Below are 14,134 nucleotides of genomic sequence, written 5' to 3' on the forward strand. Positions count from 1 at the left end.
GTTGTCCGACCGGCCCGGCTCACCTGCTCGCGTCCTACGGGATCAGGACGGGTTTCACCACCAGGCCCGCGTCGCAGTCCCGTTCGGCGTGGTTGATGTCGGCCAGCGGGTAGGTGCGGATCAATCGGTCGAAGGGGAACAGCCCGGCCCGCCACAGTGCCGTCAGTCGGGGAATCAGCAGCGCGGGGACCGCGTCGCCCTCGCAGATGTGGGCGATCCCTCGGCCTCGGTCGAGTGATCCCGGTTCGAGCGACAACGCGGTGTGCAGGCGAGCCACCAGGCCGAGCCTGCCGGTGGGGCGCAGGGCCGCCAGCGCGTCGTTGATCAGGCGCCCGGAGCCCGTGGTGTCCAAGGCGTGGCGTGCGCCTCCGTCGGTCAGTCGTCGGATGCGGTCGGGCAGGCCGGTCGTCGAGGCCGGCAACGGAATCGCGCCGAACCGTTCGGCGAGTTCCAGCCGTTCGGCATGACGATCGACCGCCACGACGAAGGCTCCGGCGGCGTGGGCGGCCATCGTCGCGGCCAGGCCCACCGCTCCCGCACCGAAGACCGCGAGGGTGTCGCCGGGGCCGATCCCCAAGGAGTTCAGCACCGCGCCGGCACCGGTGAGGAATCCGCAGCCGAGCGGTCCGAGCAGTTCGACGGGCAGGGCGGGATCCACCCTGACCGCGTTTCGGGCCGAGACCATCGCGTATCGGGCGAACGCGGACTGACCGAACCACGGCGGCGCCAGTCGCTCCCCGGCCGTGTCGGTCAGGCGTGCCGGATTCCGCGGTCGTCCGCCGTAGAGGTTGAGCGGGGCGAAGGAGTCACAGTAGGCCGGGGATGCGCCCAGGCAACTCCGGCAGTGACCGCAGGAGTCGAAGCTCAGCACGACATGGTCGCCGACGTTCAACCCGGTGTCCGGTCCCCCCGTCTTCACCACGACCCCGGCCCCTTCGTGCCCGAGCACCGCCGGGAGCGGTGAGCGGCCCGCGGAGTGCCGCACCGCGAGATCGGTCCGGCACATCCCACAGCCCGCGATCTCGACCAGCACTTCGGCGGGTCCCGGGTCGCCGTCCAGGTTCACCGTCTCGACGGCGAACCTGCCCTCGTAGGAGCGCAGTACCGCGGCGTCGAACCTCACGGCCGCTCCCTCCGCGGTGGATTCCCGTCCTGCCGGCGCCCGTCCGGGTCCCGGCCCTGTCCTTCCTCGGCCCCCGGCTCCCTCCCCGGCTCGGGCCGGTGCACCACGAACGGTCTGAGGTTCCCGTACAGCCCCCAGGGCCCGCCCGCGACGCCGACGCCGCTGTCCTTCGTCCCCGCGAAGGGTTGCGCGAGGGACAACTCGGCGTGGTGATTGATCCACGCCGTCCCGCACTCCAGCCGCTCCGCCACCGCCTCCGCCCGGTCGAGATCGGTGCTCCACACCGAGCCGCCGAGCCCGAAGCCGGTGCCGTTGGCCGCTGCCACGGCATCGTCGAGGTTGTCGTACGGCAACACCGGCAGGACCGGACCGAACTGTTCCTCCACCACCACCGCACTGTCGGGCGGGACATCGGCCAGGATGGTCGGGGCGAAGAAGTAGCCCGGCCGATCGAGGCGCCGACCGCCCGCCGCCGCTCTCGCGCCATCGCCCAGCGCCCGCGCCGTGTACCGCTCCACCCGTGCCAGTTGGGGAAGGTTGTTGAGCGGCCCCATCTGCGTACCCGGGTCGAGCCCGGCGCCGACCACCACCGCCCGCGCGCGATCCGCGAGGGCCTCGACCACCCGCGTGTACAGGCGGGCCGGAGCGTACACCCGCTTGATCGCCATGCAGACCTGCCCGCAATTGCGAAACGCGCCCTGGAATAGGCGATCCGCGATGCCGTCCACGTCCACGTCGTCGAGCAGCACGGCGGCGTCGTTGCCGCCCAGCTCCAGGGTCACGCGCGCCAGAGAGGCGCCCGCGCCGCGCGCGACGGCCCGTCCGCCGGCAACCGAACCGGTGAACGTGACGTGCCGGATTCCCCGATGGGCGGCGAGGCACGCGCCGAGCGGTTCTCGACCCGTGACGACCGTCAGGACGTGCTCGGGCAGGGCGGTGGAGACGACGGATCCCAGCAGTTGCGTGGCCAGGGGGGTGAACGGGGAGGGTTTGAGCACCACCGTGTTGCCCGCGGCGAGTGCGGGCGCGAACTTCGCCGACGCGAGTTGGAGGGGAAAGTTCCACGGGACGATCGCGGCCACCGGCCCCAGCGAGCGCCAGCGGATCTCGCCACGCACCGGCCGGCCGTCGACGATCGGCTGCCTGCCCGGATCCAGCGCGGCGAAATAGCGCAGACGTGCCGCCGTGCGGGCGACCTCCGCGTGCGACTCGGCCAGCGGCTTGCCCTGTTCCCGCGTCAGCAGCGGAGCGAGGTCGCCCGCGGCCGCCGCCACCGCGTCGGCCGCGGCGAGCAGCGCGACGCCCCGTGCGGCCGAGTCGGCTCGCCATGCGTGCCAGGCATGGTGGGCCCGGTCGACGATGGCGTCCAGTTCCCGCGACCGCCGGTCAGGGGCCTCGTCGAAGGGTTGACCCGTCGCCGGGTCCACGACGGGGAAGCATGCGTCGCCGCGCTCGGACACCTCGTGCGGAACCTCCCTCGGCACGACGGCCCTCAGGCCGCGCCGGCGGCGTGCGCGCGGGCCTGCCGGTCCATCTCCGCCCGGAACTCGGCCACCAACCGTGCGTCGATCCGCCCCCTGGTACGGTCGCCGCCCGCACACACCGCGCCGCGCACGCCCACGATGTCCGTGCCCATGGCGGTCAGTCGGCCGAGGTCGCCGATCTTGATGCTGCCCGCGAGGGCGGCGAGCAGATCGGCCTCGTGGGCCGACCGTACGAACTCCGCACAGACATCGGGCGGAACGTGGTCGAACAGCCGTGTCCCGTCCTTGATCGCGGTGTCGAGCATGGCGGCGTCGGAGCCGGAGCGGTGGGCGATGTCGGGGAGCGCGAGCGGGTTCACGCACCCGACCCGGTGGGCGTCGGCATAGCCGGAGGCGACGACGAACGCGTCCGGCCGGTGGTCCTTCACGGCCCGAACGACCCCTCGCATGACCTCGATGGCCTGTTCGGGCGTCGTACATCCGTGGAGACCGACCTTGATGTAGGTCGCTCCGGAGACGACCGCACCCAGCGCTGCCTGGGCCACCGTGCCCGGCTTGTACGGGACATCGCCGACCGTGGCGGACACCGGTTTGTCCGCCGGAACCACTTCACGGATCTCCCGGATCACCCACGGGAAGTTCGCGCCGAGCGAGCCCTCGTCGGGCTTCTTGACGTCGACGATGTCGAGATGTGCCGCCGCCCTCGCACAGTCCAGGGCTTCCTCGACACTGTCGGGGGAGATGAGAAGCAACAACGCGGACTCCTTCCACCCCGCGCGCCCGCCATGAGCCGGTGCGCGAAGTCGCCTGGGTCACTTACGGTTCGCTCATCATCACCACGACCCGACGGCTCCGGTAGGGCGCACGAAGCGCGAATGGGTCACCACACCGGTGCGCGCCCCCACACGCGCCGCCCGCGCGGGCGCGAACAAACCCGGTACGAACGCGGGGCGTTCGGACCATGCGGTCGGCGGATGCGAACAGCGAACCCGACCCCTGCCACCGGACCTCGTCGGTCTCGCGTACACGTACGCGTGCGGCCACCGGCACCCGGCTCGGCGCCAACGCGCAGTCGGTTCCCTGATCCCCGGACCGGTGCGGGATCGCCGCCCAGGGCGACGCGGTGGTCCATCCGGCGGCGCTCGATGCGTTTTCGCAGGTGCACTTCGCCGAGTGCGTTCGGCCCCGACGACCCCTCTCCGCCCGACAGGCGGCCGCGGCGGGGAGGGGTCGAGGGCACGCGGAGGCGGATCAGTCCTTGCCCGGCACCGCCAGGATGCACAGCAGCGAGCAGGCCACCGCCGCGGACGGTGCGGTGGTGGTGCGAGGGGTGCCGGCGGGCGAGTTCGCGGCGACGAAGCTCGCGGACGCGGTGTTCTTCAGCGGCAGCGCCAGCAGCAGGGAGTCACAGTAGACCCGACGGCTGCTCCCGGCGGCGAGGGTGAAGGTGCCGGCGGCTTGCCGGCACGCGGGTGTGGTGGCGTCGTTGACGGTGACGGAGGCGGCGTCCACCGGACCCGCGTTGCTGACGGTGATCCGCCAGTGCGCGGTGCCGAGTAGGCCGAGCAGGCCGACGGGACTGGTCTTCGCCCAGGGCCCGGGTCCGCCGGGTGCGCAGTCGTGCGAGTCGGGGGAGCCGCAGATCTCCTTCTCCACGCTGACCTTGGGTTGGCAGCCCGCGCCGGGCGCGACGGCGGTGGTGACAGTGTTGGAGGTGAACGCGCCGGTCGAGTCGGTGCCGGTCGCGGTGTTGCCGATCGAGGTGGTCGCGCAGTCGGCGGTGACGGTGGTGCGGAAGCAGATCTGCGGCGGGTCGCCCCGGTACTCGACGACCAGCGCGGGATGGTTGTCGGAGCCGAAGTCGCCCGCCGTGGTGAGGACGAGTTGGGCGGTGACGGTGATCGCGGGGTGCGCGACGGGATCGACGCCGGTCAGGTCGACGGTGCCGTCGGCGGCCAGTCCGGGAGTGGCGATCGCGGTGCCGTCGGGGTCGGTGACGGTCGCGCGCGACGCGGCCGGGTCGACGTGCGTGAGGTCGAGGCCGGTCAGCCGGGCCCGGGTGTAGCCCTGGATGTTGCCGCTGCCGCCGTCGCAGTAGAAGTCGGCGGGCTTGAGCGTGACGGCGGCACCGCTGTGCACGCAGGGGCTGGCGCCGGTGGTCGGGTCGAGGGAGAACAGGTAGCCGGCGTCGCCGAGGCCGATCAGGCAGCGGGAGGTGGCGTCGTAGGTGTAGCCGTAGTCGCGGGTGGCGCCGCCGTTGACGCCGGGGTGGGTGGCGGGCAGCGGGAAGCCGGCGCAGGGTGCGGCGGCCGTCCAGTCGTGGCAGATCGTTCCACCGGCCAGGCCGCCGCCCCAGGCGGGGAAGTAGCTGCGGGTCCCGGCGGGAGTGGTGACGGTCTCGGGGCTGAAGGTCAGGGTGCTGCCGTTGAACGAGGACAGGGTGGCGGGCGCGGTGTGCGCGGAGCCGTCGAGCCCGTAACAGGTGGTCAGGACGTTGGGTCCGCCGGAGGCGCTGGTGCACACGCCGTCGGCGTGCCCGGCGGTGTCGTAGGAGGCGAAGACGTCGTAGGTGTAGTAGGCGCTGTTCGGGCCGGCGGTGTGCGCGGTCGTCCAGCCCGCACAGGTGGCGGCGGTGGCGGTGTCGAAGCAGCCGAGGACGGGCGGACCGGAGACGGTGGAGCCACCGCCCTGCGGCGAGGAGGAGGCGAACACCCGGCTGCCGACCGTGGTCAGGCCGCCGAGGTAGAGGGCGGCGGGAGTGCTGGGCAGATCGTGGTTGGCGGCGACGATCGGCGCGTACGGCTGGCCCGCGCACGCGGTGCGGGTGGCCAGGGTCAGGCACAGCACCTGCCCGGTGTTGGCGACGCCGTACAGGCTGTCACCGACCCGGACCAGGCCGGCCAGGTTGTTGGCGCTGCTGGGCGAGCCGCCCATGGTGGCCAACGGGACGAAGCCGCAGTTGGCGTGCGCGGCGAGGTCCAGGCAGCCGACGCCGACTTCGGACGCGGTGACCGCAGGGTAGAGCAACTGGTCCGGGTGGAGCGGATCGAGGACATACTGCGGAGTCAGCGGACTGCCGATGTTGCCGGTGGCGCCGCTGCCGAGCGGGCCGGGCGTGGTGTTCAGCGGGCGCGGCCAGGGGCCGCCGGCGCAGGGTTGACCCAGTGTCAGGTTGACGCAGACGGCCTGCGGGGCGGTCGGGGCCGCGTGGTGGTAGATGTTCCAGGACTCGATCTCGCCGCTTGCCGTGCGGTGCAGCACGGGCGTGAATCCGTCGCCGCCGGTGGGTTGCGGGGTCGGCTTCACCGGGCCGAGGGCCAGGGTGGCGAGCGAGGTGCCGCCGGCCAGGGCGAGCGGGTTCTCGGCGCGGACCGCGGTGGTGGCCGCCCCGGCGTCGGTGCCGGTGAAGGTGCTGCCGTCGGTGGACCAACTCGCGGCCCAGCCGGGCGGGACGCGCAGTGAGCCGGGCACGTAGGTCTGAGCACCGCCCGCGCCGGCCAGGTGGTCGGTGACGGAGGCCGGGGCGGGGGTGTCGCCGGTGGTTGCGTTCCGGTAGCGGACGGTCCAGTCGAGGGTGTCCCCGTGCTCGGCGGCCGCGGCCCCCGGGTGGGTGGCGTTCCGAACGCTCTTCACCAGCGTGGACGGGGTGTCGACGGCGCCGGCCGGAGCGGGGGCACCCACGCCGAACATCACCAGGACGGTGGCGAGCAGGACGGCCGTGGCGGCGCGCAACGGGCGGGCCGGAGTGGGTTGACGGGTGGAAGCGGGTGGACGCGGGCTCTTGGGCACTGGTTCTCCACTTCGGATCGACGGACGGCCTGACGAGCCGTCAGGCCGGGCCGTGGATCAGGGTAGGGCGGCGAACAGTGCGGACTGGACCCGGTTTTTCCTATTGGTTACATCATGACCAAATACGACTTGTTATCGACCGGCCGTCGAACGCTCCCGTACGGCCGGTCGAACGGCCGTACGGGGCGATCGTGGCATCGGCCCACACGGGTGCGGTGATTGCCCGGCGAGTCCGGCTACCGCCACGACACGGAACTCTGGCTCGCCATGAACCCGGACCATGCACTCGCCGCCGAGGCCCGCGAACGCGTCGACCGCCGGCGGTCGTCCTGGGTCGACGGCTACCGCAACATCCTTGGCATCACGTACTTGCCCCTCGTCCCGGTCACCAGAACCTGAACGCGCGGGGCGGCAGACTTGGCGGATGGACGATGACGCGGAGTGTGCGCGGAAATGGCTTGTGGCCGCCGGGGTCACGGCCGTCGGGGACGGCATGTGGCTGGACGCGGAGACGCCCGGTGCGCCGATGACCGGAAACGAGTTGGCCCACCGGTGGACGAGCGTGGCCATGACGGATCCGGACCTGGACGGGGCGGGTCGGCTGCGGCTCGCGTTCGGTTTCCTGGATCTGTTGGACGATTACTGGGTGACCTGCGAAATGGGGTTCGCCCTCGAGCACGAGACCGACCCGGCCCCCGCCGAGGTGTTCTGGGCCGGATACCGCGCCCGCCTGGAGGCGGAACGGGCGTACGAGGCGGTCGCCTATTCCCTGTGGGTGGACTGGTTCGAGGACAGGAGCACGGTGGAACACGCCTTCGCCGAGGTCCTGGGCAACGACCTTCCCCGACTGCGCCACCCTTCGGGCGAACACGACCGCGACGAGCCGCTGTTGCGCCGCACCCGCCGCGTCCTCGAATGCTCCGGTCCGGTGCCCTGGCCGATCAAACACCCGGCCTACCAAGCCGCGACCCGACTCCCGGAGCTGCACCCCGCGCTCTTCAAGGCCCTCCGAGGCAGCTACCTCGACCTCTACGGCAGCCTCGACGTCGACCCCGCCCTCACGATCCTGCGCGAACTACGCCTGCCGCCGGAGACCCCCGACCTCGCAACTCTGCGCACCGTCCTGGAAGGCGGCCACAGCAACCACTACCGCTCCCCCAAAGCCTGGCCCGCGGCCGCGGCATCCTGACCACCCCCGGTCGTGGCATCCCCGGGGCGCCCCGCAGGTCCGCGCCGCGAATCGAAGTCGTCGCCCCAAGAACTCCGGGGCCACGGCCGGCGGTTACGTTCCGCCGGCGCCGGCCTTCCCGCCCGGCGTCGGGCCGTCCGGCCCCTGTACCAAGCTGTCGGGAAACCGCTTCGCCTCCCCGATCGGGGCTGGTCCCCTCCCGGCCTGGTCTTCGCCGCCACGCCCCCACGCGTCCCGTCCCATGCCACAGCGGGATCACGACTCCCGCCCGCGGGGTGCGATCGCACGCACCGGGAGCCCCTTTCCGAGGCGGCCCGCCGTCGTGCCCCGCCCGCGTCGGTGGGTGTCCGGCCGGAAGGGCCCGACACCCACTCGCGGGGCGTCCGGCCGGTCCTCAGTCCCGATCCTCCTCGAGCTTGAGAGCCACACCGATCGCAAAGAAGGTGGGCGCCCACTCGCCCACGAACAGACCCCACCGGTCGGCACGGTCGACACCATGGGTTTCGACCTTCATCGACCCCATCCAGGACAACACCGACAACCCGATCGAGGCGAAACCCGCCATATAGGCGTGTTCGGAACGCAGACCCTTGTCGTGCAGCGTCTTGATCATCGAAGCCCTCTTCCCGAAAGTACGGTTGGCGCAAGGCCTCACGCCCGTACCCGCCACACCGCCCGCCACAACCGCAATCCACCCGTCCATCACCGCGCACGCCCAAAAGCCGGGTTCGTCCCGGCCCGCGGCCCCGAAGCGTCGGCGAGAGCGAAGCCGCCGCGAGGGCGCCGATCACCACGACCCCGGCGTTGTTCACCATCGCCCGTGGCCCGCCCTCGGTCCGGTCGGCGATCTCACCGAAGACCCGCGCGCACGCGGCCGCGTCCGGGACGTCCGGGAGCAGCGTGTGCAGTTTCCCGCTCCCCGCCCCCCGGAGAACGGCCGCCCGCGCCGCCGGTCACGGCCCGTGTCCCGGCCGGAACCCGATTCGGCACGACACGACCCGGGTAGCGGCACCCGACACCCCGACCGACAACCCGTCACAGGAGGCACCGATGAGCGAGACAGGCGACATCACGGGGACCAAGGACAGGGACTACAACATCATCTGGTTCACCGAGGCATGCCTGAGCAACGCTCTCCGCCTGCAGACCTACATCCAGGACGCCGAACGCGCCGGCGACAACGAACTCGCCGAATTCTTCCGCCGCGCCCAGGGCGAAAGCCGCAAGGGCGCCGAACAGGCCAAGACACTCCTACGCGCACGACTGGGCAACTGACCCCCGGCACCCGAACGCCGGCGTGTCCCCCCGCGGGACGGCCCCGGGGGGAACACGCCGACGACCGGCCGGACACAGCACGGCACCAACCGCCGCCTCACCGTTCCTGCCCCACACCCACGACCTGAGGAGACCACGGTATTCGCACGCTTGGCAGCAGGAAGAAGACCTCGATGATCTTCCCCACCGCTGCACTCACCCGACCGTGACGCCCGTTCTCCCCCGAGACCATGCCGGACACCCTAGGACCGCGCGGGCGCATCGGGACAGGCCCTCGCAATCGAATCAGGGCCCCGAACGGCCGCCGTAACGGATCACCGCCGAAGGGTGATGCGTTCGGTGAGACGCCGTGCGGCGGAGTGTTCGTCGCCTGCGTCGATCAGCAGTTCGGGTCCGATGAGCCGGACGACGTCCTCGTAGGCGTCGCAGTGGTCGGTCAGGGTCCAGCCCTCCCACGCCTGGGGCAGCCGTGCGGGATCCAGGGGTGTGTCCAGTGACCACCAGTCGAGGCGACGGTTGGGCGCATCGAGGTGCAGGCCGGACCACGGGACCGACTCGAGCACCGTGAAGTCCACGACGTCGTGCTGGGATCGAAGGTGTGCGTCCGGCCCGGCACACAGGTGGTCGGCCATGTCGTGGGCCCAGGAGCCCGCGAAGGACAACACTCCGTCCCGGCTGCGTATCGCGCACAGGACCCGTCCCACCCGGCCGGGATCGTCGTCCTCGGTCGGGGCGAGCGCCCACTGCCGAGCCAGGCCGCGCGGCGGGTCGTCCAAGTAGGCGACGGTGGAGTACGGCAGGCCCAGGCGGTCCATGACCTCGTACAGACCACGGGCGATCCACGCCACCTCCCACCCCGACCACGCCCGACGCAGCATGCCGAGCCAGGCGCGGACCTCCAGCAGGTCGCACGGCGACCCGAAGTTCGGCGCGATCTCCGCCGTGCTGTGGACGAACAGACGGCGCCGAGGCAGGTCCACGAGCACAACGCCCTGCCACCACACGGAGTTCATCCAGAAGTCGGGCGTGCCACCCGGCAGAGTCCGGACGAAACGCGGGAACTCCACCGGACCGCGCAGAAGGTCGGCGTACAAGCGCGACGCGCCGCGCTCCTGGGACCAGACCCGATGGCCGCCCCGATCGACGATCACATGGTGTGCGTGCCCTCCGCCCATCCCCCGACCCTACGGGCCGTCCGTCACCCGAGCGAGCGGCAGGCAAGTACGCCCGTCCCATGCGTCGGCACGAGCGGATCTCGGGTCCCACATCGTCGAGTTCCATCCGGTCGCAACGCTCGTCACCCGCCGGTCACCACGTGGCGAGACGCCGCCGGCAGTCGTGGCGCATCGAACAACACCGAAATGTGGTCCGGCCTCGGTGGCAACTCCGCGTCGGACGCGGCAGGCTCGGTGGCCGTTGGACGCGGCTATCCGAGCCTCGAAGCCGGCAGCGCGGAAGGACCGGCAGCAGCCTTGTTTGCCTTGCAGGCCCTGGTCTCCGCCTTACGGAATCGGTCTTCGGTGAGGTTCTTTCCCTGGTAGCGGACGGAACCGGCGTGGGTCAGGTCGGCCAGGGTCAGTTCGATCGAGCCGCCGCCGTCATGGCCTGGCATTCCGGCCGAGATGTGGTAATCGCGGCCGGGTTCCAGGGGGCGGTACGGGATGGCTTCGCGGGCTCCGTCCGGGGTCTGGCCCAGGACCACGGTTCTGATCGGTGGACCACCCGTCGGGAGTTCCATCGACCAGTTCCTCGGGGTGGTCTCCGGGTCCCAGACGTTCTTGCCGGTCACGTCGAAGACGTCGAGTCTTCCGATGCCGGCAGGCGAGCAGGAGAGGAGGAAGACCTCGGCTCGGCCCTCCGGGCCGATGCGTAGAGCGGCTTCGGAGTACGGAGTGGACGGGAGGACCTCTTCGCACCCGGTCGATGCGGCGAGGATCAGTGCGGTGAGCACGGTCGTCGTCACGACTTGTACGCCTACCGGGCGCGTGCCGGTCAGCATCCGAATCGCCGGACGTAGCAGCCGTCTCGCAAGCCGGTTCCCCTCTCGAACGGGTTTCGCTTACCGCGGAGGAAGATCTCCGCGCCGAGGTACATCGCCGGGAAGGCGAAACCGAACATGCCCCACTGATCGCCGTGTTCGCCTTCGTGTCGCATCCGTCTCCCGTCGACGCGCCGGGCGCCGGTCACGTACATGCTGCCGTACGTGGTACCGCCTCGTCCGTGTGTCCACCGCGCCGCACCCGTGCATACCGCCATCCAACTCCGGATCCGACAGCTTCCACCGCGAGCATGGGCGGTGCGCTCGACGGCCCTGGTCAGACACCCGCGGCCCCAGGCGCTCCTGATCGCCCGCACACCCGCCGGGCCGACCGGGCAGCCGGGCAGCGGGGCAGCGGGGCAGCGGGGCAGCGGGGCGACGTTTTGACTCCCGCGGCCGGCGGGCCTGCGGTGATCGCGATCCGTTTGCCGGTGAGGCATTCGCTCACATGAGCGGAAACTGCTTTTCTTGGCCCCGAGCACCGGCTCGCCGTCCGACGACGCTACGCACCCCACGCGGCGCGACGGGCGGGACAGACCACACAGACGGGAAGCCCGACCCATCGTGAACTCGGCCCTCAAGTCGCTCCTCGCCGCCCTGATGGCATCCGGCCTGCTCCTGGCCACGACCGCCTGCCGACCCGCGGACGAGAAGGACGAGAAGTACTTCTCCGGCGTCGCGGATACCCGCCCGTACGAGGAGTGGCTCGCGGCGCGTTCGGACATATCCGCCGACCTCGCGCTCTCGGGCCGATTCCGTACCGTTCCGGGCCACGACGCGGCCAGGGGCGGGGCACGCGTACTGCGCTATCGCATACAGGTCGAGGAGGGCCTGTCCATCGACGCCAAGTATCTCGCGCGCGCCGTGCACGAGACGCTCAACGACACGCGCAGTTGGGGAGGTGACGGAACCATCGCCCTGGAACGGGTGAGTTCGGGTGAATCCTCCTTCGTCGTCACCCTCGCCAGTACCGGCACGGTCAACACGTGGTGCGCCAAGGACGGGCTGGACACCGGCGAACAACGCGTCTCGTGCAACGTCGCCTCCACCCGGCGGGTGATGCTCAACGCGTGGCGGTGGGCGACGGGATCCACCACCTATGGCAACGACCTGGCGAACTACCGACGCATGCTGATCAACCACGAAGTCGGCCATCGGCTCGGTCACATGCACGAGACGTGCGACCGCGCGGGCGCCCCCGCGCCGGTGATGATGCAGCAGACGCTGACCCTGGTCACCGGCGGCGCCACGTGTACGCCCAATCCGTGGCCGCGCCCGTAGGCGAACGGTCCGTCCGACCGGAGGAAACCGTTCCGGTACGGACCAGGCCCCGGGATTGTCGGCCCCACCCCCGCAGTCTCGCGACCTCGACCCCTGGGCAAACGCGGAACACTCGCGCAGGATGGTCGGCGGGGTTGGTCAGCCCCACCGGCGAACCGCACCGGCGGTGAACCGGCTTCGGGGCCTGTCCTTCGACAGCGTCGTCGAAGCGTGGACAGGCTCCGAGCAATCGGCCGGGCAGCGACCCGCGCCTCACTCTCGGAGGAACAGTGACCGTCACTCATCACGGTGACAGGCTCAACGGCGAGCCTGTCACGATCACGGCATCCACGACACGGATCGCGTCGTGGCTGGAGGACATCGCGACGGTGGACCGGATCCACCACTACCTGGACGCCCAACTCCGCAACCGGACCACGGATCCCGGTGCGAGACCGCTGCGTGCGATGCGCCTGCACAACGACGAGGCGCAGGCCTCGATCCTCTCGGCCGTACGTGCCGGCGCCACGGAGACGACGGACGGCCCGCTCGCGAAGGAGCTGGGCGACCACGCGGCGCGTTGGGCGCACGCGTTGGCCCGTCTGGTCGAGAACGCGGGGTGGTTCGACCACCTGTGCGACGCCCTGATCGCGACCCACCAGGTCGTGCGAGTGGGCCCCGCCAAACCCTGCGGTCGCTGCGGGAACGCCGGCGAGCGGGTGGTGTACACCAGCCTCTACCCGGGCGTCATGGACCGGGTCACCGTGTCCTGCCGGCCGTGCGGCAGAACCGCCCACCACCCCTACGGCGAGCCCGGTCCCGAGATCGACGCCCGCCTGGGCGCCCGCGCCGGCTCCACCGTCCTCGAGATCACGACGGTCGCCGATCCGCGAGCCGTCGCCCCGACGGCGATGTACTTCCGGCTCGCTCCCGGCGATGTGGACGGCGGCCCCGGGAAGCCGCTGCCCGGGGAGCACTTCCGCCTGGAACCGGGTGGGCGTTCGGCCGCGACGATGGAGCTTCCCGCCGCGCCGGGAGAGGGTGCCCGACTCCAGGTCCTGTGCGTCGGCGGGTTCCAGGTCTCCACGCGAGGCATCGCGCTCTCCGGCCTGGCGTCGATCCCACGCCCCCGCGCCACGATGTCCCGCCGCCGAGACGCCCGCACGGTCACGTCGAAGCCCGGTGCGGTGATCATCGAGCAGGCGGCCGGCGCCGAGCCCGCCCGATCGAAGGCATAGCACCCGTCCCCACACGTCGCCGCCCGGAACGACGACCCGTTCCGGGCGGTCGGCACGAGAAAGATTGCCCACCGCCTCGGACCCCCGATACGCCCGGCGCGTACGCTCGTCGGCGGCCACTTCGAGAGCGACAGGGCCATCGCCGATTCCGCGTCCGTGTCCTCCGGGCGCGTGCTGCTCGCCGAGTACGACCCACAGCGCCGGGCGATCTCGAACCCCCTGGTCGGCCGGGGCCGTATGCGACGCACTCATCGACGGGCGGCACCGGGCGATCCTGCCCGCGCGCGCATCGAGGCGAGGGCCGGCCCGAGGGCGTGCGGGGGCGTGCCGCGGCCGAGATCGCGGACACCGCGCGGGCGCCGGCTGCCTTCGACGTCGACACCGTCGTGGGCTTCACCGGTTCGGCCATCCGGCACCTGGTCGCCATGTTTCCGCCCGCCACCGGGCCATGGTCGAGGACCGCTTCCAGGACTGGGTTCCATCGGCTGCGAGGCCCCGTCTCCGTCGTGTGGGAGGGCGCGGGCGCGGACCGCCTGCGGCGTGCGCCGGAGCTCTTGTCCATCTCGGGAGCTTCGACCTGGAACGGCCCTTCGCCTCCTTCGGCCCGGCCTTCGAACGAACCGACCGAGGCGGTATCCCGACCACCGGGCCGCTCCGGTGGTGGGAGCGGCGGACCGGCGGCTTCCGACCGGCACGTGCCCGCGCGCGCCGGAAGCAGTCTCCTCGCGAGCATTGGCA

At 71.6% G+C, this 14,134-nt stretch carries 12 protein-coding genes and 1 pseudogene; 6 read left to right on the forward strand and 7 right to left on the reverse strand.

What is annotated here, in order from left to right; all coding sequences use genetic code 11:
• Window positions 1-34 precede the first annotated feature (34 nt).
• The 4 genes from ACFZBU_RS43135 to ACFZBU_RS43150 form a co-directional block, all read right to left on the reverse strand.
• Window positions 35-1,123 carry an NAD(P)-dependent alcohol dehydrogenase gene (locus ACFZBU_RS43135; protein WP_391589267.1) on the reverse strand — a complete coding sequence of 363 codons (1,089 nt, stop codon included), beginning with the start codon at window positions 1,121-1,123 and terminating at the stop codon, window positions 35-37.
• Window positions 1,120-2,583, reverse strand: a complete 1,464-nt coding sequence (locus ACFZBU_RS43140) for an aldehyde dehydrogenase family protein (protein WP_391589268.1) — start codon at window positions 2,581-2,583, stop codon at window positions 1,120-1,122. Before ACFZBU_RS43140 ends, ACFZBU_RS43135 begins: the two co-directional genes overlap by 4 nt.
• A 32-nt stretch (window positions 2,584-2,615) precedes the next feature.
• Window positions 2,616-3,362: a (5-formylfuran-3-yl)methyl phosphate synthase gene (locus tag ACFZBU_RS43145; RefSeq protein WP_391589269.1), complete on the reverse strand. Its 747-nt coding sequence runs from the start codon at window positions 3,360-3,362 to the stop codon at window positions 2,616-2,618.
• Between the two features lie 496 nt (window positions 3,363-3,858).
• Complete coding sequence (locus ACFZBU_RS43150; RefSeq protein WP_391589270.1) at window positions 3,859-6,396, reverse strand: hypothetical protein; 2,538 nt, start codon at window positions 6,394-6,396, stop codon at window positions 3,859-3,861.
• Between the two features lie 267 nt (window positions 6,397-6,663).
• On the opposite strand from ACFZBU_RS43150, the gene ACFZBU_RS43155 reads away from it, so the two are divergent.
• A complete protein-coding gene (locus tag ACFZBU_RS43155; RefSeq protein ID WP_391589271.1) occupies window positions 6,664-6,795 on the forward strand; it encodes a hypothetical protein in 132 nt (43 codons plus the stop codon).
• 25 nt (window positions 6,796-6,820) lie between these two features.
• Window positions 6,821-7,585: a hypothetical protein gene (locus ACFZBU_RS43160; protein WP_391589272.1), complete on the forward strand. Its 765-nt coding sequence runs from the start codon at window positions 6,821-6,823 to the stop codon at window positions 7,583-7,585.
• 394 nt (window positions 7,586-7,979) lie between these two features.
• Here ACFZBU_RS43160 and ACFZBU_RS43165 read toward each other — a convergent pair whose 3' ends face one another.
• The gene (locus ACFZBU_RS43165; RefSeq protein WP_391589273.1) at window positions 7,980-8,198 is read right to left on the reverse strand and encodes a hypothetical protein; all 219 of its coding nucleotides are present in this window, start codon (window positions 8,196-8,198) and stop codon (window positions 7,980-7,982) included.
• 437 nt (window positions 8,199-8,635) lie between these two features.
• Between ACFZBU_RS43165 and ACFZBU_RS43170 the strand changes: the two genes are divergently transcribed.
• Complete coding sequence (locus ACFZBU_RS43170) at window positions 8,636-8,860, forward strand: hypothetical protein (RefSeq protein ID WP_391589274.1); 225 nt, start codon at window positions 8,636-8,638, stop codon at window positions 8,858-8,860.
• 314 nt (window positions 8,861-9,174) lie between these two features.
• Here the strand turns inward: ACFZBU_RS43170 and ACFZBU_RS43175 are convergent, their stop codons facing one another.
• Window positions 9,175-10,035, reverse strand: coding sequence for a hypothetical protein (locus ACFZBU_RS43175; RefSeq protein ID WP_391589275.1), 861 nt, complete (start codon window positions 10,033-10,035; stop codon window positions 9,175-9,177).
• 251 nt (window positions 10,036-10,286) lie between these two features.
• Window positions 10,287-10,823 carry a hypothetical protein gene (locus ACFZBU_RS43180; protein ID WP_391589276.1) on the reverse strand — a complete coding sequence of 179 codons (537 nt, stop codon included), beginning with the start codon at window positions 10,821-10,823 and terminating at the stop codon, window positions 10,287-10,289.
• Between the two features lie 639 nt (window positions 10,824-11,462).
• On the opposite strand from ACFZBU_RS43180, the gene ACFZBU_RS43185 reads away from it, so the two are divergent.
• The 3 genes and pseudogenes from ACFZBU_RS43185 to ACFZBU_RS43195 all read left to right on the forward strand — a co-directional run.
• The gene (locus ACFZBU_RS43185; RefSeq protein ID WP_391589277.1) at window positions 11,463-12,179 is read left to right on the forward strand and encodes a DUF3152 domain-containing protein; all 717 of its coding nucleotides are present in this window, start codon (window positions 11,463-11,465) and stop codon (window positions 12,177-12,179) included.
• A 269-nt stretch (window positions 12,180-12,448) separates the two neighbouring features.
• Window positions 12,449-13,396 (forward strand): hypothetical protein, encoded by a 948-nt coding sequence (locus tag ACFZBU_RS43190; RefSeq protein WP_391589278.1) that lies wholly within the window; start codon window positions 12,449-12,451, stop codon window positions 13,394-13,396.
• Between the two features lie 111 nt (window positions 13,397-13,507).
• Window positions 13,508-13,833 (forward strand): annotated as a pseudogene (locus ACFZBU_RS43195) (sugar phosphate isomerase/epimerase); the annotation flags it as partial.
• Between the last annotated feature and the right edge of the window lie 301 nt (window positions 13,834-14,134).

Origin of the sequence: Embleya sp. NPDC008237, assembly GCF_042956465.1 — a bacterium.
GTDB lineage: Bacteria > Actinomycetota > Actinomycetes > Streptomycetales > Streptomycetaceae > Embleya.

Coding starts and splice junctions, on each gene's coding strand:
- ACFZBU_RS43160 (WP_391589272.1), top strand. CDS start 6,821: ATGGACGATGACGCGGAGTGTGCGCGGAAATGGCTTGTGGCCGCCGGG.
- ACFZBU_RS43165 (WP_391589273.1), bottom strand. CDS start 8,198: ATGATCAAGACGCTGCACGACAAGGGTCTGCGTTCCGAACACGCCTAT.
- ACFZBU_RS43170 (WP_391589274.1), top strand. CDS start 8,636: ATGAGCGAGACAGGCGACATCACGGGGACCAAGGACAGGGACTACAAC.
- ACFZBU_RS43175 (WP_391589275.1), bottom strand. CDS start 10,035: ATGGGCGGAGGGCACGCACACCATGTGATCGTCGATCGGGGCGGCCAT.
- ACFZBU_RS43155 (WP_391589271.1), top strand. CDS start 6,664: ATGAACCCGGACCATGCACTCGCCGCCGAGGCCCGCGAACGCGTCGAC.